This window comes from Paenibacillus sp. J22P90, assembly GCF_059692195.1.
The window spans coordinates 60901-78407 of the sequence record NZ_JCAUAY010000013.1; the positions used below are offsets into that span (position 1 = coordinate 60901).

The following is a 17507-nucleotide window of genomic DNA, read 5'->3' on the forward strand; positions in this document are numbered from 1 at the left end:
TTCCTATATAAAACTTATGTAAAGGGTGGATACGTATGAAGTTTGGCATGTCCAAGGCGGATATCACGCCGCAAACGCCTGTATTTATGTCTGGTTTTGGAGACCGTACGCACGAAAGCGAAGGAATCCATGATCCTGTTTATGCGAAGGCTGTGCTCCTTGAGGCAAACAAAACCCTTCTAATCATCACCTTGGATTTGTCGGGGGGCGATCGCAGCTTCATCGATGGGATCAAAAACACACTAGAACAAACGTTCGATCTGAAGCATGACGAAGTGCTTATCAATTTTTCTCATACGCACCACGCCGTTGCCGCAAGAGGGGAAGGAAATGCGAGCACGAACAGCGTGGTATACCGAAGCGCGGTTGATTACGGCTTTATTCGAGATACGATCGTGGGTCTAGTGAACGAATGCTATTCTCATTTGGAAGAAGGTCAGCTTCAGCTCGCGCGCGGAACCTCCGTATTCGGTGTTAGCCGCCGAAAGCTGACGGACAGAGGCGTCCTGTGGAAGCCAGCCTACGATGTGGAAATCGATCATGATCTTTTCGTGCTGAAGCTAGTCGATCAGACGAACGATCTCAAGGGAATCCTGTATAGCTACGGCTGTCATCCGACCTCGATGAGCTCGGATAATTATTTGATTTCGAACGATTATCCAGGAAAAACGAACAGTTATCTGGAAGAAACCTATCCTGGCGTGAGTGCTGTGTTTCTACAGGGCTGCGCTGCCGAAATTAAGCCACTGAAATGCGCGGTCGGCGACGATTTTATTAGCTGTAACTTCGAGCAAATGGAGGAGGCAGGCGTCGATCTGGCCAAAGACATCATTCGTGTGCTTGAGGAGCAGACGTTCAACCCGATCGAAGGTGTCTTCAAGACGGTTTTGGTTGAAGCAAACCTAATTATGGAGCATACGCCTATCGAATTTTTCGAAAACATTGTAGCCAATCCCGCGATAGGCGAAGTTCGGCGAAGAGGGGCGAAACGCAAAATCGAATTCATGAAGGAAGGCCTCACGAAGGATCGAACGTCCATCTATATCAGTATCTGGCAGCTGGACGATGATACGCGCCTGATTGCGATGGAAGGCGAAATTTCAACCGAGTACTCGCTCATGCTCAAGAAACTGTTCCCTGGCGGGAAGACTATTGTTCTTGGTTATTCGAACGGAGTTACCTTCTATGTCCCTACTCGCAAAATGATCAGTGAAGGCGGCTATGAAGTTGACTATAACCATATCGGTGGTACATTCAGCGGCATCTTTTTACCAGAAATAGAAGATATCATCGTCGGAAAAATTGCAGTGGCCGATTTATCACTTCGTCTGACGGACGCGGCGAAATAGAAGGGATGGATACAAGATGCAGGTGGAAACCAATGCCGAGAAGTGGTTAAAGCGTCTGACGCTTGAGCAAAAGCTCGCGCAGATGATCGTAGTTAGAGGACATGACTATGCGCAAAAAGCGAAACAAATGAACGCGGAAGGTCGATTAGGCGGCGTGGGGGCCGTCATGCTGACGACAAAGGGATCCCGTGAGCTGGAGGATATCATCGCGTGGGTCAATGAGTGCCATGCGCAATCCACCGCCCCGATTCTCTTTTATTTGGATGCAGAGCACGGCCTTGCGGATACATTCAACTTTGGCACGCCGTTTCCGACACTAATGGCGCTCGGCGCTACCCGCTCTAAAGAGCTGGCCTATCAAATGGGGCGCTGCATTGCGAGGGAAGCCCGTGCTATCGGCTTCGGCGTCGTGAGTAATCCAACGGTGGATGTCAACTCCAATCCCGACAATCCGATCATCAATACGCGGGCGATCAGTGACCGGACGGAGCTCGTTGCTTCGCTAGCTGCAGAAGTGGTTCGCGGTATGCAGGAGGAAGGGGTCATCCCGACTGCCAAGCATTTTCCAGGGCATGGCGATACGGAAGAAGATTCCCATGTATCAATGCCCGTCGTGACGCGGGATAAGAGTTCCCTATTGGAGCTGGAGCTGGCACCGTACCGGGAGTTGATTGCCAAAGGTCTGCTTGGCATCATGACCGCACATATTTTATTTCCGGCGCTGCTCGGCCCGGATGAGGCACGCATACCCGCTACGCTGTCGAGAGCGATCATGACCGACTTGCTGCGCGACGAGCTCGGGTTCGAGGGGCTGCTCATCTCTGATAGCCTGACCATGCGCGGCATCAAGGTGGAATACGGAATCGAGCGGGCAGCCGTGTTAGCCGTGAAGGCCGGCCATGATATTATTCTGCAAGACTACGAGACAGATCCTGAAATCACATTTCAAGCGCTAAACGCTGCGGTGCAGTCCGGAGAGATTCCTATCGATCAGATCGATTCGTCCGTTAAACACATATTAGAAATCAAAGATAAGCTCCAGTTGCTCGAGCATCGCACGATCTCAGTTGAGGAAGCATCACTCGTAGTCAGTTCACCGAAGCATGCAGCCGTTTCGGCGGAAATCGCTGATAAATCCGTTACGGTGTTGGAAGCGGCCTCGCTGCCGTTTTCTGGGAAATCGGCGCTGGTCATTGCTACGATCGGCGAAGAAGAAGGATTAGAGGCGGAGGATCTCGGGTATGTTGTCAAAGGCAAAACAGCCTACCTTCGCGAGCGAATGAAGGACTATTCAAGTGATTACGACATGGTTCTTGTCCGTGAGCATCCGACTGAGGAGGATTTCACCGACGTTCGACAAGCGCTTGCAGCACGCCCCTATGACCATGTCGTGTATGCGACATTCGTCCGCGTTTTGTCCTACAAAGAAGGGAGCGGTACGGTTCCGGACTCCCAGCTTGCATTGATCGAATTGATCAAGCGCCATGATCCTGAGGCGGCATTGCTCATTTTTGGAAGTCCCTATATTTTGCGGAAAATGACGCCGCCGGGCAATTGCATTTGCTCCTACGGCGATTGTGAATATTCGATCGATGCAGCACTTAAGGTTTTGTATGGCCGACTCCGGGCGGAAGGAAAGCTTCCGGTAACGGTGAACGAACAATATCCATTTGGCTACGGCTTATGACGAGAGGGGAGCTGTCGTATGAGTTTGTCTCCGATGACACGCTATTTGGCGATAGTAACGGAGCATCTGTCTCGGCTGCATGAAGAAGAGAATGAGGCAGTAATGAAGGCTGCCCGATTGGTCGCAGATCACGTCAAGCAAGACAAAATCGTATACGCTTACGGTCCAGGGGGACACTCCAACCTTGGTTCGCAGGAAATATTTTTCCGGGCTGGCGGCTTGATGCATGTCAGTGCAATTCTCGACGAAGGCACGCTGCTGAGCGGAGGTGCGCTCCGGTCGATGGCGATCGAACGTACGCCGGGCTATGGCCGTATCGTGGTCGAAGACTATGGACTTCAGGCAGGAGATCTTCTGATCATCATCAATGCATACGGGATCAACTCGGCTGTCATCGATACGGCGCTTGAGGCGAAGAAAAGAGGGGTTACGACGATTGGCGTCACCTCGGTTGGACATGCGAGTCAAACGCCGGCGGAACATCCCGCACGCCATCCGTCGAAGCAGAATTTACATGACCTCGTCGACGTCGTGCTGGATTGTAAAGTAGGCGTTGGCGACGCCGTTTTGGAAATCGATGGATTGGAGCAGCGGGTGGCTGCAATATCAACATTCGCCAACGCGTTTTTACTAAATGCTCTGGTTGCGGAGACCGTTAACTTTCTTGCGGCGGAAGGCGTTAAACCGCCGATTTGGATGAGCGGCAACGCCACCGGCGGCGACGAGTGGAACAGGCAGTTTATCGAGCGCTTTAAAGGCCGGATCAAAAAGCTTTAGCTCGTAGGAGCTTGCCCTTCATAACCCAACTGTTCGGAAATCCGTAGCGCAGCATCCCGAACCTTCTGCCCGACTTCCTGATATGACATGCTGGGTAACTCGCTACGCAATGCCGTTACGCTAATAGCGGCATAGATTTGGCCCAAATGATCGAAAATGGGTGCTGCCAAGCAGCGTATCCCAACTTCGCCTTCCTCGTCCTCGATCGCATAGCCGACTTCTCGGACGTTCGCGAGGAATCTGCGGAACGTGGCAAGGTTCGTAATCGTATGCTCGGTCATGGCTGGCATGCCGTGCATCTCCACATACTGCGCGAGGGCGTCCTCCGTAACATATGCGGCTAGCGCTTTGCCCACGCCAGAGTTATGCAGATGGAAGGATTGACCCACTTCGGTTGAGAATTGCACGAAACCTGGACCTTTGACCTTCTCGATATAGCTGGCTTTACCGTTCTCCAACATCGCTAGATGTACCGTAAAGCGAAGCTCGGAGGCGAGCTTCTCCATATAGGGGCGCGCGATATTGCGTATATCCAGCCTGGACAGCATTTCCATGCCGAAGTTGTATAGCCGGAGCGTAAGCCTATACTTGCCGTCATTGGTCTTTTGTACGTACTTTAAGTCTTCCAGTGTAGTGAGAATCATAAAAATCGTAGATTTCGGAATCTTGTTCATCTCATAAATATCGGTAACGCCGAGCGGGACCAGAGAACCGGCAAGCATCTCGATGATCGCAAGACCTTTCTCGAGCGCTGGGACCGTGTATTTCCTTTTCATCATATCAATCGTCCTTTTGTAATTTTGAATAGATTCTACCTAATTATAAACCTGAGTTCCACTCTCTTACAACAACCCAATCATAAAGGAGAGGCTGTCGTTGGATTTCGATGTGATGAATGAGCCATACGCCTCCCGCCGTTCCCCTATATACGCTGGAAATGGGATGGTTGCGACTTCGCAGCCGCTTGCGGCCCAAGCAGGTCTTGACATGCTGAAAAAAGGCGGGAACGCCATTGATGCAGCGATTGCCGCAGCTGCGGCCCTGACCGTAGTGGAGCCCACCTCCAACGGGATTGGCGGAGATGCTTTCGCTTTGGTCTGGTTTCAAGGGAAGCTTCACGGTTTGAATGCCAGCGGTCCCGCTCCACAGTCTATCTCTATAGATTCATTACGGGAAGCGGGATACGATCGAATGCCCATGTATGGTTTCAGCCCGGTGACCGTTCCAGGTGCTCCTGCCGCGTGGGCGGAATTGGCTGCAGCATTCGGGAAGCTCCCCTTAGCGGAAGTGATGCAGCCCGCCATTCGATATGCGGAAGAGGGATTTCCGCTTTCCCCTATCGTTGGGAACTCCTGGAAAGGAGCGATCGAATATTTTCGCGAACGACTGCAAGGACCTGAATTTCAAGCATTGTTTGATACGTTCGCACCGAAAGGCAACGTTCCGGGTATCGGAGAAGTTTGGTCTTCTCCGGATCATGCCAAGACCCTTAGGATCATCGCGGAAACGAACGCTGAAGCTTTCTACCGCGGTGAATTAGCGGAAAAGTTCGACCTTTTCTCCAAGCAGTATAATGGGTATTTACGCATAGAGGATCTGGCGGCTTACAAGCCGGAATGGGTGGAGCCGATCAGCGTGAACTATCGCGGGTATGACGTATGGGAGCTTCCTCCTAACGGGAGTGGGTTAGTGACTTTGATGGCGCTCAATATTCTCAAAGGATTCGAGTTCACGCAGCGCGATACCGTTGATACGTACCATAAGCAGCTAGAAGCAATGAAGCTCGCGTATGCGGACGGAAAGGCGTACATTTCCGATCCGCGGACCATGTCCGTAAGGCCGGAAGAGCTGCTTTCGGAAGCGTATGCGAGGGAGCGCCGCCGCCTCATCGGATCGTCTGCGCTGCAACCAGCGCCCGGTCGACCGCCGCAAGGCGGGACTGTTTATCTATGCACGGCGGATCGGGACGGAAATATGGTTTCTTTCATTCAAAGTAATTACATGGGCTTTGGGTCCGGCCTTGTTGTTCCGGGTACGGGAATCGCCCTTCACAACCGGGGGTACGGATTTACGCTGGATAAGAACCATGGCAACTGTCTTGAACCGGGCAAAAAGCCATATCACACTATCATACCTGGTTTTCTCAGCAAAAACGGCCGGGCAGTCGGACCGTTCGGCGTGATGGGTGGAGCGATGCAGCCGCAGGGCCATCTGCAGGTCCTGATGAATACCATCGATTTCCAACTCCATCCTCAAGCGGCATTAGATGCCCCGCGGTGGCAATGGATAGAAGGGAAAACGGTAGACTTTGAACTGACAACTCCCCGCAGCATCGTCGACAAGCTCGCCAGAATGGGCCACGATGTTCGATGGTCCCAAAGCACTGGAAGCTTTGGCAGAGGCCAGATCATCTGGCGTTTGGAGAACGGCACGTTGGTCGGAGGTACCGAGCCCCGGACGGACGGTCAGATTGCGGCTTGGTGAATTCTGACAATCATATTCAGGAGGCCTGCATCATGCAAATTAAAGAACTAGACACCCCGTTCGTCTTAATCGATCTAGAACGCTTGAACGCAAATATCCGCGACATGCAGCAGATCGCAAACTCGGGTAGGGTACGGCTGAGGCCTCATGCCAAAACACATAAGATGCCTGAGGTCGCCCGCCTGCAGATCGAGGCTGGGGCGGTGGGCGTCACCGTCGCTAAGCTTGGAGAGGCGGAGGTGATGGAGGACGGGGGCGTGCGCGACATCCTGATCGCCTATCCGATCATCGGGCGCCGAAAGATCGAGCGGCTGGCCGCACTGTTGCCGCGAGCGGCGATTACCGTTGCGGTGGAAAGCGAGGAAGGCATTGAGGCGGCGGCAGAAGCCGGCCGGCTTGCGGGACACCCGGTGGCGGTCCTGATCGAAGTGGACAGCGGCTTCGGGCGCGTAGGCGTAAAGCCGGATTCATTCCTCTTGCGAGCGATGGCAGCCCGCATCACGAAGGAGCCGTATCTTGAGCTGAAAGGACTGCTGACGTTCGCTGGCCAGTCTTACGATACGGAAAGCGATGAGGAGCGTCGCCAAATTGCAACACAGGAGGCTGGGAGCGTCGAACGACTAGCCGCTTCACTGGAGGCGGACGGCTACCACATGGAGATTGTAAGCGCGGGCTCGACGCCTTCCAGTCGATTCGTCGCCGGCTTGCCCGGCGTCACGGAGATTCGGCCGGGTACGTATGTGTTCGGTGATTTGATGCAAGTGAAGCTCGGCGCCCATGAGTTGAACCATTGCGCGCTTACTGTCTATACCACCATTATCAGCCGACCTGCGCCAGACCGTGCGGTTGTCGACGCCGGAACGAAGCTGTTCTCGAGCGACGGAGAAGACTCGCCAATCGGAACTGGACGCGGCTATGCGGTCGGTCATCCGGACGTGACGCTCGAATGGATGACGGAGGAACACGGCATGCTGCGTCTTGGCGAAGCCGCGCGTGGGCTACGCATCGGCGACCGGTTGGCCTTCGTCCCTGTTCATTGCTGCGGGGTTATCAACATGACAGACCGTGTAGCCGCCGTGCGTGACGGCGAGGTTGAAGCATTCTGGAACGTCGCGGCAAGGGGGAAATTTCAATGACACAGTCCGAACACATCTTACCTGGACTGGATGCACGCATCGCCGAATGGGTGTCTTTGAACAAGGATCACCTGATCGAACTGACATCCGCCCTTATCCGCCAATCGACGGTAAATCAGGTGTTCGACGGGACCGAGCGGGAGTCTCAGGTGTTGCTGCATGACGTGATGCAGCGATGGGGACTCGAGACGGAGCTGTATTCGCCAGAGGATGCGCCAGGCTTCAGGGAGCATCCTGCGTATTTCCCCGGCAAGGATTACGGGCACAGACCGAACGTGCACGGCAGGCACCGAGGGACGGGCGGCGGCCGTTCGCTTCTGTTCTCGAGCCACATCGATACGGCGGTCGTTGCTTCCGGATGGTCTGTTTCCCCGTGGGAGCCTTATGTACGTGAGGGGCGTCTGTACGGGCTGGGCTCATACGACATGAAGGGGGGCTTGGCGGCATCTATGATGGCCTTACGCTGTGTAAGGGAGCTAGGCGTCCCGCTGGCCGGCGACGTCATCGTGGAATCAGTCGTCGACGAGGAGTTCGGCGGAGCGAACGGTACGCTAGCCGGGCGCCTGAAGGGCGTACTTGCTGATGCGGCTATCGTGCCAGAGCCGACGAATCTGGTCGTCTGTCCGGCTGCGCGCGGCGGAGCTTTGTGGCGTTTGACGTTCCGCGGCAAAACCGGGCTTTCGTTCAATGGGGAAGCGATCGATAACCCGCTTTTTGACGTCGGGCGGTTTCTCGTCTTCCTGGAGCGGCATGAACTCGAACGGAGTGGGCTGCCCGGTCCTTCGCCGTGGTATGAGGAGCCGACGTCGCTGCCGATCATCCCCACCCGGCTGGAGGCGGGCGACTTGCGTGCTGCGCTGTGTGACGTGGGTCCCGAAGTCAGCCTTCTCGACATATGGGTCGAGTGTTACCCAGGCGTGACCGAGGAGGAACTACGTAGCGAGTTGGTTGCCGGCTACCGAGAGATGTTCGGCGATACGGTATCGATTCCCGAATTTGCGAAGCTCATCCGTTTTCTGCCGGGCTCGGCGCTGCCGCCGGAATCGCCCATTCTTGCAACAGCCATTCGGCAGACGCAGAATGTTTTGAACACGGCCCCTGTCGTGCGCGGGGCACCCTTCGCTTGCGACTCATTCATGTTCAACCTGCACAGCCCAACGCCGGCTCTCGTACTCGGCCCAAGCGGTGCCAATGCGCATGCGGCGGATGAATTTGTCGATCTGGAGTCACTTTACAAGCTAACGGAAATTTACGCCCGCATCATCGTGGAGTGGTGTGGCCCTGGACACGATTAACGAAATTCTAAGGAGGTACCCTTCAATGAGAAAACCGGTTGTTACCGAGACCACTTCCAAGGGAGACGGCCCTTATTCGCAGGCGATCGTATCGTACGGTCATGTGTATGTATCCGGCCAAGGACCGCTTGATCTCGATGGCAGGATCATTGGCGTTTCGATCGAGGAACAGGCGGAGAAGACACTGGAGAACGTGCGTCAGATTCTGGAGGCGGCCGGTAGTTCGCTTGACGACGTCGTGAAGGTAACCGTGATATTGTCCGATATGGCCGACTTCGAGCGGTTTAATGCCGTGTATCGAAGCGTATTCTCCGCGCCTTACCCGGCTCGCACCTGCTTCGGCGGTCAGTTAGACGGCATACTCGTCGAGATTGACGTCGTCGCCGAGATTGCGGAAGGGAAGGGATGACGATGCGCAGATTTGAAGGAAAAGTCGTTCTTGTCACTGGGGCAGGGCGAGGAATCGGCAGGGCGGTGGCCGAGCGGTTCGCCCGCGAAGGTGCGGCATTGGCTTTGGTCTCGAATGACGAGGCCAATTTAATTGAAGCCGTCAAAGAGCTGGAGGCGGTCGCAGCGGAAATTCTTGCGATAACGGCGGACGTGTCCGATACCGGCCAAGTCCGTGACGCTGTGGAACAAACCGTGAGCCGCTTCGGTCGAATCGATATATTGGTCAACAATGCGGGAATTGCTTGGGAAGAGCCGGTTCTAGACATTACCCCGGAGCACTGGCGCCGGATCATCGACGTGAATTTGAATGGCATGTTCTGGGTGGCTCAGGAGACGGCCAAAGTCATGGTTCGTCAACGGGAGGGTGTAATCCTGAATATGGCCTCCACCAACGGTCTCGTTGGCGAAGCGAAGTACGCGCATTATAACGCGTCCAAGGGCGGCGTCGTGTTGCTGACGAAGACAATGGCGATCGAGCTGGGCGCAAGCGGCATCCGCGTGAACGCGGTTTGCCCGGGCTACATACAGACGCCGATGGCCGAAGCGATAGACGACGCACAATTTGTCGAGCAATACATTCGGGATAAAATCCCGCTTGGACGTACCGGCAAACCTAGCGATGTGGCCGGCGTATTCGCATTCCTGGCTTCGGAGGATGCGGCGTTCGTCACCGGCGAGTGCCTTGTGGTGGACGGCGGGCAACTCGCATTCTAGAGAGAGGGGGAAAACAAGTGAAACAGGTAGAAGAAAAGCTGGCACTATTTGGCGGACCGAAGGCGGTTACCAGGGCGCACGAAGAGTTGTTCCGCTGGCCGATCATCACGGCGGAGGATGAAGAAGCAGTGCTGGAGGTGCTGCGGCGCGGCGCGATGTCGGGTACCGATGTCACTGAGCAGTTCGAACGGGAGATGGCCGATTGGCTAGGGGTGCCGTTTGCGCTTGGTTTCCATAACGGAACCGCGTCGCTGCAAGCGGCTATGTTCGGCTGCGGGGTCGGGGTCGGCGACGAAGTCATTGCTCCAGCGCTCACCTACTGGGCGACCGCGATGCCAGCGTTCTCGCTCGGCGCCTCCGTCGTATTTGCCGAAATCGATCCCGTAACGCTGGGCCTCGATGCGACGGATATCGAGCGGAAGATCACGAGCTGCACGAAAGCGATCGTAGTAGTCCATTACTTGAGCCATCCAGCAGATATGGACCCGATTCTGAGCGTAGCGGCTAAGCACGGAGTGAAGGTGATTGAGGATGTCTCCCATGCGCTAGGGGGCCTCTACAAAGGACGTCCGCTTGGTACGATCGGAGACGTAGGCGCAATGTCCATGATGACCGGCAAAGCGTTCGCGATCGGCGAAGGAGGTATGCTGGTGACGAGGGATCGAACCGTGTATGAGCGGGCAATTGCCTTCGGTCATTACGAGCGCTATGGATCGAAGATCCAGACGCCGGAGCTACAGCCGTATATCGGGCTTCCTCTCGGCGGAGTCAAGTACCGGATGCATCAGCTAAGCTCGGCGGTTGGCCGCGTGCAGCTGAAGTATTATGAAGATCGCATCGCCGAGATCGAGCGGGCGATGTCTTACTTCTGGGAAGGGCTGAGCGGGCTGCCCGGAATCAAGCCACATCGTCCGGAATCCGGATCCGGCAGTCGCAACGGAGGGTGGTACGCCGCCCGCGGACGATACGAGCCGGAGGCGCTAGGCGGCTTGTCCGTGACCGGTTTTTGCGCCGCTCTGCGAGCAGAGGGAGTGCTAAGTGTAAGTCCGGGCTGCAATTTGCCTTTGCACCTGCATCCTTTTTTCCACGAAGCGGATGTTTACGGACACGGCAAGCCGACGATTTTAGCCCATGCGAACCGTGATTTGAGGCAGCCTGAGGGCAGTCTGCCGGTGACGGAGTCAATCTCGGCAAGACTGTTCGCGCTTCCTTGGTTCAAGCACGAGTGGCGTGATCAAATCGATGAATACGTGCTAGCCTTCCGCAAAGTGATCGCCCAACATCGGGAGCTGCTAGCCGTCGACACCGGCAACCCGCCTACTTTAGGTGGCTGGCACTTTTTTAATCACAGCTCATTAATAGATAGGTCGCCACAACAACCCGCAGCCAACTGAGAACGTTCACCTTATTCGTTGATAACAAAAGAGTTGTATCAAAAGCAGGGATAACCGTCTTTTGAAGCAGCTCTTTTCGTGTTGCGCTCATCCTTTCATATTATTTATTTCCGTCACTATAAAAGGTAAGGCTTTTTGTATATATAGTTCTCCTGAAAGAGAACTATTATTTTCCCAATCCACAGATGCTCCGTAAATTCCCCAACTCAACACAGTAGTACCAATTTTTAAGGCTTCCGAATCCAAGTTAGGCTGTTGTTTTAAAAATAGGGTGTAAAATAATTCTCCCAGTTCTTTTTTTATTTTTTGTTCAATTATTGCATAAAAGGATTCGATACTTCTTCTACATTGTGAACTATATTCAGTTCGTTTTTTGGTATGAAACTTAGTTAACGTAAAAAAGATTTTCACAATCGTTTCTTCATTTAAACTATCGTAATGATTCAAGTGTTTCACAATGCTTTCTATTATATCTTCTGTAATTGAGGCATCCATTAAGTCGTATTTATCTTGAAAATGAGAATAAAAAGTAGCACGATTTACGGTTGCTTCTTCCGTAATATCGTTTATTGTAATGTCTTTGAACTCCTTTCTTTGCGCTATTTTGTTAAAGGCATCCATTAACAATTTTCTTGTCCGAATAATACGTGGATCTACTTTCATCCCTTCCATATTTATCACGCTCTCTTCTATGTATAGACGACAATTTAATTCGTTTGTTGTTTAGGCGATAAAACACCAAAACTGATGATTGAGCATAAAGGAATTCTGCTTTAGAATCAATCGAGTAACCAACATTCATTGTTTAAACCAAAGATGTTGGATTAACAGAATGAGTAGAGGTCATTAAAAAAATAAGAAGGAAGTGTTTGAATATGACACAACGAATGATAAATAGAGAAGAAATTCTAGATGCGTTTAATTTTAGACGTGCAATAAAAAGCTTTGATCCAACAAAAAAAATCTCAGAGGAAGACTTTCATGTCATCTTAGAAGCAGCCCGACTTTCACCTAGCTCATGTGGCATTGAACCTTGGAAATTCCTCGTTGTCCAAAACCAGGAATTCAGAGAAAAGCTAAAAGAGATTTCTCCAGGTGCACAAGGTCATCTGCCAACTGCTAGCCATTTCGTTATCATTCTTTCAAGAACAAGCAAGGATACAAGGTACGACTCCGAATATGTAAAAAATCACTGGCTTAATGTTTGGGGTGTTCCAGATGAAAAATCTGATCAAATTATAGAGGGTATAGGAAATTTTCAAGTGAACCAACAAAATCTGTTTGAGAATGAGCAAAAAGCGTTAGATTGGGCTAAAAGACAAACCTTTCTTCCCTTTGCCAATATGATGACGGTAGGAGCGTTACTAGGAATTGATTCTTGTCCAATAGAAGGATTTTATATCGATAAGGTAGAAGAGCTGCTTGCAAAAGAAAACTTACTAGAGGATGGTCACTTAGCAGTTTCGGCTATGGTCGCATTTGGATACCGAGCAGATGAGCCTGTATTCCCTAGAGGCAGAAAAGAAATGAAAGATATCGTGCAATGGATTAATTAATGTTTTGTAATTATAGACATTAAGTATCTATATTAACTACGAAATCAACCGAACCTGTTCAACCTGTACGATAAATTAGCAGAAACGATGCTCAATTCAGTAGTGAATATCATGCAGCTAGTTTAGATTTAAACTTATTATTTTTAGACAAAGGAATGCCTTTTCAAGTAGTATCTCCTGAGGAAGCATTAAATTATTCTTATACCGAAATGGATAAGATGCATATACAGAATAACCGTAAACGATTTTATGGTAATAAATTACGGATGGTCAACTTTTGATTTGGGATGGAGGCTGCCAACATGATTGGCAGTCTCAATTACGTTAACGGGCAGCATAGTTGAATCGGATTAAAGGAAGATTTTTTTTCTTAGCGAATATTTCAATATGGCTTTTGGTTATTTGTGAAGAAGGTAAATCCATCTAACCCATATTATTATTCGAATTTCTCAAATAAGTCGTTATCGTAAATTACCTAAAGGATGATAAAAATGAAAATAAGAAAGCGATATATCATTACAGGTATTGTATTTTTTATTGTATTTTTTGCCCTTATTATCTTGTCATTTCTTTGGTATGAGAGATTCAAGATAGATATAGACACCTTAAATAAGAATTTATTAATTGAAGACATAAAGTTTGGAATGTCTGAAGACGAAGTAATACAACAATGGGGCCCAGGTGAATATATCCATGGTATGGGGGGACATGGGCGAGCGTATAACGAGAAGAAAGTTAGAATTAGTTTTCCCAATGATGCTGATAATGATCTTAATGGTAAGGTTGGTTCCTTGGAGTTTTCTAATCCTGACTACTCAATATTTTCGATTAGGATTGGAATGGACCGACTGGACGCAATAAATCATATAAAATCAAACACTAAATTTAAAACTGTAAAATATTCGGAAGATATATTTGTATGTGGTGAGTTTTCAATAGCATTAAGAGGTAAAGATATGATTGAACAAATTCAAATATGGTTTAAAGACAAAGATTTGTCAGATAGAAATTATTAATTAGATGAGCCCTAGCGAGTTCGAAGAAGAGGGAACATCCGATACCACCGTATTCACACTGCGTGGCTGCTCCTATTCGTTTGCTGAACTAAGAGCAGGATTCCGATAAAAATAGAACCGCGAAGTAGCACGAATCTTCACGGATCTTCATACGGTGGCACGAACGAGGATCTGTAGCTTAAACGTCCATAATATGGGACTTATCGATAACGTAAGGGAGTGGCCAGCCACGCGGCAGCCGCGCTCTAAATTTCCAGCTACGAGAATTGATGGTATAATTACTAAGGATATTGGGATTATTTCGATTCAGGTTAACGTCTCTTTTTTTTTATTTTGAAGGTAAACAGGTGAAGCATATGAATCTAAAAGAGCAGTTTGGCGATATTGATATTTATTTATTTGATCAGCTATTAAAAGGTAATATTACGAAGGGAATGCGAATTCTCGATGCCGGATGCGGCTCTGGTCGCAATCTTATCTATTTGCTGCGTAACGGGTATGAAGTGTATGCAGTGGATCGATCTGAGGAAGCGATTGGCGCTGTTCAGAAGCTTGCCATGAAGATAGCACCTGACTGGTCGAACGAGCGCACACGGGTTGATGCTGTTGAGAAGATGAGCTTTGATGATCACTATTTTGATTTTATTATTAGTAACGCCGTTTTGCATTTTGCTGAAAATGAGGCCCATTTTCAGCAAATAGTGCATGAATTATGGCGTGTACTTAAGCCTGGCGGGCTGATGTTTGTACGACTTGCATCATCAATTGGAATTGAAACGAAAGTAAAGCCACTCGGGGATGAACGTTATAAACTTCCAGACGGGAGCATCCGTTTTCTTGTGGATGAGGAAAGATTACAGAAAACTACGGAAGAGTTGAAGGGGAAACTATTTGAGCCTATTAAAACGGTCAATGTGGCTGGGCAGCGTTGTATGAGTACTTGGTGCGTGAGAAAGTCGATATAAATGTGAGGAAACTTTAAGTAATAACGCAATTAATAAAACACTTGAGCATTTAGGAATTACAACGATTGATGGCAAGGATGAATTCTAATTTTCGATGTCTTTAGTATTGGCTCTGATATCCTTGATTGTTGATTTCTGGCCAAAAGAAAAACCGCCCTATCAATCGTAAGGCGGTAAATTCTTAACTAACGTTTTTTCCGTTATCAATGACTCGTGGTACGGTCTTCCCCCAGTCTGTCACGACAAAGTGCACTTTATCCTTCATACGCTTGCATCAAAGATTTTATGTCAATTTTACTCTTCGTTTGGAGTAATGCTTCCATAACTCTTTCTGATTTTTCTGGATTTGGGTCGCTTACCATCTCGGTTAGAGTGGAAGGAATAATTTGCCACGACACGCCATACTTATCTTTTAGCCAACCGCAGTTTTGAGCCTCTTCATCTCCGCCTTCGGAGAGTTTTTCCCAAAAATAGTCCAGTTCATCTTGATCTTCACAGTTCACGATAAATGATATTGCCTCTGTGAATTTGAAATACGGGCCACCATTTAAGGCTACGAATTCTTGCCCGTCCAGTTGAAATTCCACAGTCATTACTGTTCCTTCTGGTATCCCGTGTTTATCTTTGCCATGGTGAGTGATTCTTCCTATCTTCGAATTTTTAAAAATAGAAGTGTACAACTCTGCCGCCTGTTCGGCTTGTGTATCGAACCACAAGTTTGGCGTGATTTTTTGGATTTTGTTATTCATAATTTTTACTCCTTAATATTCAAGAGTTTTAAAAGGTTTATACACAATACAGTTTAGCATAAAAAATGAGCCATTGTTTCTTTCGAATTGCTATGTTTACAGTTAGTTAAAAAATAAGCGGGAGGAAACGTAATATGTTGAATTTAAAGGCAGCACCGTTTCATTTGATGGATGAAGACATCCTATGGGTAGAACAAACTATCGCCTCCATGAACTTAGAAGAAAAAATTGGACAACTCTTTATTAATTTAGGGTATCGTCATGATACAGAATATTTGCAGGAACTATTGGATAAATACCATATTGGTGGCGTGCGCTACAATCCGAATACATCAGAGAATATCTATGAGCAGAATAAATATTTGCACCAACATAGTAAAATTCCTCTCCTGATTGCAGCTAACATGGAGTCGGGAGGCAATGGCGCTTGCACGGACGGAACGATGATCGGTACACATGTGCAGATCGGTGCAACCGGCGATCCGAATTATGCTTACCAGATGGGTTTTGTAAGCGGGGTTGAAGGTGCAGCGGTCGGCTGCAACTGGACGTTTGCTCCCGTGGTCGACATTAACTATAATTGGCGCAACCCCGTTACGATGACACGCTGTTTCGCAGATAATCCAGACGATGTACTTGAGATGTCAAAAGCTTATTTCAAAGGCGTTTGTGAAAGCGGTTTCGCGGCGGCGATGAAGCATTTCCCAGGTGACGGGGTTGACGAACGAGACCATCATTTGCTGACAAGTGTCAATACCCTGTCGTGCGAGGAGTGGGACCAAACCTTTGGCAAAGTATACAAGGGAATGATCGAAGCAGGCGTGCAAAGTGTGATGGTCGGCCATATCAAGCTGCCTGCTTATTCAATGCGGCTTAATGCGAATTTGGCGGAGGAAGACCTACTTCCGGCCACACTGTCGCCGGAGCTTGTGACAGGACTTTTGCGGGAGCAGCTTGGGTTTAACGGGCTGGTACTGACTGATGCCTCACGAATGATTGGCTTAACTTCCGCGATGGAACGCTCCGACATACTGCCTCAGGCGATTGCGGCGGGCTGTGATATGTTTCTGTTTTTTAACGATCCGGAAGAGGATTACCAGTTCATGATGGACGGTTATAAGAACGGCGTCATTACGGAACAGCGTCTGAATGACGCCCTGCGTCGCATACTCGGGCTCAAGGCTTCAATCGGGCTGCATCGCAAGCAACTGGAAGGTACGCTTATCCCACCGAAGTCGGCTTTAAGCCGAATCGGCTGCAGCGAGCACATGGCCATTGCGGTGGAAGTGGCAGACCGCTCGATTACGTTGGTGAAGCAGACTCGGCCCGACTTGCCGATCCGGCCGGAAACTCATCCACGGATTATGGTATATATGCTGGGGGACGAGAAGATGTTTTTCGGACTTAAACAGGACGGGGTCCGTACGCTAGTTACGGAGGAGCTGAAACGGGTAGGTTTTGAGGTTACGCTTTATGAATCTCCGGTAGCTGAAGCGGAACGTATAAAACGGGAGAGACCCGGCGAGCCAGTTGCCGTACAGCTCTTCAAACGACAAAAGGTAACGGAGTTTGCCAAGTCGTACGATGCGGTATTATTGTTTGCAAATGTCCAGCAATTTGCCCAGGCGAACTATGCCCGGATCAAGTGGCTTTCTCCCATGGGACCAGAAATTCCTTGGTATGTTACATCGCTGCCGACGGTATTCGTTTCGCTTCATAATCCTTTCCATTTGTATGATGTCCCGATGGTTAAAACGTATATTAATGCTTATGAGCCAACCCAGAACATCATCCGTCAAACAATATCGAAGATCATGGGGGACTCAACATTTAAAGGCGTCAGTCCGGTGGATGCGTTTTGTGGCGTGCGGGATACGCGATTTTAAAATTGGACCGTATGAAATTGATGAAAATGGTTTTGGAATTTGTTACAAC

Annotated in this window: 16 protein-coding genes; 13 read left to right on the forward strand and 3 right to left on the reverse strand. The window is 49.8% G+C overall.

Going from position 1 to position 17507, the window contains the following annotated elements:
• Positions 1-35: 35 nt before the first annotated feature.
• Genes AC58UX_RS29295 through AC58UX_RS29305 form a run of 3 tightly spaced genes read left to right on the forward strand, consistent with a single transcriptional unit; the run spans position 36 to position 3813 of the window.
• Positions 36-1349 (forward strand): neutral/alkaline non-lysosomal ceramidase N-terminal domain-containing protein, encoded by a 1314-nt coding sequence (locus tag AC58UX_RS29295; protein ID WP_497259393.1) that lies wholly within the window; start codon positions 36-38, stop codon positions 1347-1349.
• A 16-nt stretch (positions 1350-1365) separates the two neighbouring features.
• Positions 1366-3036: a glycoside hydrolase family 3 protein gene (locus AC58UX_RS29300; protein WP_497259395.1), complete on the forward strand. Its 1671-nt coding sequence runs from the start codon at positions 1366-1368 to the stop codon at positions 3034-3036.
• A gap of 18 nt (positions 3037-3054) precedes the next feature.
• On the forward strand, positions 3055-3813 hold the full coding sequence (locus AC58UX_RS29305) for a sugar isomerase domain-containing protein (RefSeq protein ID WP_497259397.1): 759 nt from the start codon (positions 3055-3057) through the stop codon (positions 3811-3813).
• Here the strand turns inward: AC58UX_RS29305 and AC58UX_RS29310 are convergent.
• Positions 3810-4592: an IclR family transcriptional regulator gene (locus AC58UX_RS29310; protein WP_497259399.1), complete on the reverse strand. Its 783-nt coding sequence runs from the start codon at positions 4590-4592 to the stop codon at positions 3810-3812. The two genes, AC58UX_RS29305 and AC58UX_RS29310, sit on opposite strands and share 4 nt — an antisense overlap.
• A gap of 112 nt (positions 4593-4704) precedes the next feature.
• On the opposite strand from AC58UX_RS29310, the gene AC58UX_RS29315 reads away from it, so the two are divergent.
• Genes AC58UX_RS29315 through AC58UX_RS29340 form a run of 6 tightly spaced genes read left to right on the forward strand, consistent with a single transcriptional unit; the run spans position 4705 to position 11286 of the window.
• Entirely contained in the window at positions 4705-6297 is a 1593-nt protein-coding gene (locus AC58UX_RS29315; RefSeq protein WP_497259623.1) for a gamma-glutamyltransferase family protein, read from the forward strand.
• A gap of 32 nt (positions 6298-6329) precedes the next feature.
• Positions 6330-7433 carry an alanine racemase gene (locus tag AC58UX_RS29320; RefSeq protein ID WP_497259401.1) on the forward strand — a complete coding sequence of 368 codons (1104 nt, stop codon included), beginning with the start codon at positions 6330-6332 and terminating at the stop codon, positions 7431-7433.
• A complete protein-coding gene (locus AC58UX_RS29325; protein WP_497259403.1) occupies positions 7430-8728 on the forward strand; it encodes a M20 family metallopeptidase in 1299 nt (432 codons plus the stop codon). Before AC58UX_RS29320 ends, AC58UX_RS29325 begins: the two co-directional genes overlap by 4 nt.
• Before the next feature lie 25 nt (positions 8729-8753).
• On the forward strand, positions 8754-9137 hold the full coding sequence (locus tag AC58UX_RS29330; protein WP_497259405.1) for a RidA family protein: 384 nt from the start codon (positions 8754-8756) through the stop codon (positions 9135-9137).
• Between the two features lie 2 nt (positions 9138-9139).
• Positions 9140-9892, forward strand: a complete 753-nt coding sequence (locus AC58UX_RS29335) for an SDR family NAD(P)-dependent oxidoreductase (protein WP_497259407.1) — start codon at positions 9140-9142, stop codon at positions 9890-9892.
• A gap of 17 nt (positions 9893-9909) precedes the next feature.
• Positions 9910-11286: a DegT/DnrJ/EryC1/StrS family aminotransferase gene (locus AC58UX_RS29340; protein WP_497259409.1), complete on the forward strand. Its 1377-nt coding sequence runs from the start codon at positions 9910-9912 to the stop codon at positions 11284-11286.
• Between the two features lie 87 nt (positions 11287-11373).
• On the opposite strand, the gene AC58UX_RS29345 is transcribed toward AC58UX_RS29340, so the two are convergent.
• Positions 11374-11958 (reverse strand): TetR/AcrR family transcriptional regulator, encoded by a 585-nt coding sequence (locus AC58UX_RS29345; RefSeq protein ID WP_497259411.1) that lies wholly within the window; start codon positions 11956-11958, stop codon positions 11374-11376.
• 203 nt (positions 11959-12161) lie between these two features.
• Here AC58UX_RS29345 and AC58UX_RS29350 point away from each other — a divergent pair, with 203 nt between their 5' ends.
• The 3 genes from AC58UX_RS29350 to AC58UX_RS29360 all read left to right on the forward strand — a co-directional run bounded on the left by AC58UX_RS29350 (position 12162) and on the right by AC58UX_RS29360 (position 14823).
• Entirely contained in the window at positions 12162-12842 is a 681-nt protein-coding gene (locus AC58UX_RS29350) for an NAD(P)H-dependent oxidoreductase (protein WP_497259413.1), read from the forward strand.
• A gap of 491 nt (positions 12843-13333) precedes the next feature.
• On the forward strand, positions 13334-13858 hold the full coding sequence (locus tag AC58UX_RS29355; RefSeq protein ID WP_497259415.1) for a hypothetical protein: 525 nt from the start codon (positions 13334-13336) through the stop codon (positions 13856-13858).
• 356 nt (positions 13859-14214) lie between these two features.
• Positions 14215-14823 carry a class I SAM-dependent methyltransferase gene (locus tag AC58UX_RS29360; protein ID WP_497259417.1) on the forward strand — a complete coding sequence of 203 codons (609 nt, stop codon included), beginning with the start codon at positions 14215-14217 and terminating at the stop codon, positions 14821-14823.
• Between the two features lie 254 nt (positions 14824-15077).
• Here the strand turns inward: AC58UX_RS29360 and AC58UX_RS29365 are convergent, their stop codons facing one another.
• Positions 15078-15572: a VOC family protein gene (locus AC58UX_RS29365; protein WP_497259419.1), complete on the reverse strand. Its 495-nt coding sequence runs from the start codon at positions 15570-15572 to the stop codon at positions 15078-15080.
• A gap of 134 nt (positions 15573-15706) precedes the next feature.
• Between AC58UX_RS29365 and AC58UX_RS29370 the strand changes: the two genes are divergently transcribed.
• Positions 15707-17458, forward strand: coding sequence for a glycoside hydrolase family 3 protein (locus AC58UX_RS29370; RefSeq protein WP_497259421.1), 1752 nt, complete (start codon positions 15707-15709; stop codon positions 17456-17458).
• Positions 17459-17507: the final 49 nt, after the last annotated feature.

Excerpts from the sequence above, each read along its gene's own strand:
- AC58UX_RS29305 (WP_497259397.1), top strand. The coding sequence starts at position 3,055 with ATGAGTTTGTCTCCGATGACACGCTATTTGGCGATAGTAACGGAGCAT.
- AC58UX_RS29360 (WP_497259417.1), top strand. The coding sequence starts at position 14,215 with ATGAATCTAAAAGAGCAGTTTGGCGATATTGATATTTATTTATTTGAT.
- AC58UX_RS29300 (WP_497259395.1), top strand. The coding sequence starts at position 1,366 with ATGCAGGTGGAAACCAATGCCGAGAAGTGGTTAAAGCGTCTGACGCTT.
- AC58UX_RS29355 (WP_497259415.1), top strand. The coding sequence starts at position 13,334 with ATGAAAATAAGAAAGCGATATATCATTACAGGTATTGTATTTTTTATT.
- AC58UX_RS29325 (WP_497259403.1), top strand. The coding sequence starts at position 7,430 with ATGACACAGTCCGAACACATCTTACCTGGACTGGATGCACGCATCGCC.
- AC58UX_RS29320 (WP_497259401.1), top strand. The coding sequence starts at position 6,330 with ATGCAAATTAAAGAACTAGACACCCCGTTCGTCTTAATCGATCTAGAA.
- AC58UX_RS29335 (WP_497259407.1), top strand. The coding sequence starts at position 9,140 with ATGCGCAGATTTGAAGGAAAAGTCGTTCTTGTCACTGGGGCAGGGCGA.
- AC58UX_RS29315 (WP_497259623.1), top strand. The coding sequence starts at position 4,705 with ATGAATGAGCCATACGCCTCCCGCCGTTCCCCTATATACGCTGGAAAT.
- AC58UX_RS29365 (WP_497259419.1), bottom strand. The coding sequence starts at position 15,572 with ATGAATAACAAAATCCAAAAAATCACGCCAAACTTGTGGTTCGATACA.
- AC58UX_RS29350 (WP_497259413.1), top strand. The coding sequence starts at position 12,162 with ATGACACAACGAATGATAAATAGAGAAGAAATTCTAGATGCGTTTAAT.
- AC58UX_RS29330 (WP_497259405.1), top strand. The coding sequence starts at position 8,754 with ATGAGAAAACCGGTTGTTACCGAGACCACTTCCAAGGGAGACGGCCCT.
- AC58UX_RS29370 (WP_497259421.1), top strand. The coding sequence starts at position 15,707 with ATGTTGAATTTAAAGGCAGCACCGTTTCATTTGATGGATGAAGACATC.
- AC58UX_RS29295 (WP_497259393.1), top strand. The coding sequence starts at position 36 with ATGAAGTTTGGCATGTCCAAGGCGGATATCACGCCGCAAACGCCTGTA.
- AC58UX_RS29310 (WP_497259399.1), bottom strand. The coding sequence starts at position 4,592 with ATGATGAAAAGGAAATACACGGTCCCAGCGCTCGAGAAAGGTCTTGCG.
- AC58UX_RS29345 (WP_497259411.1), bottom strand. The coding sequence starts at position 11,958 with ATGGAAGGGATGAAAGTAGATCCACGTATTATTCGGACAAGAAAATTG.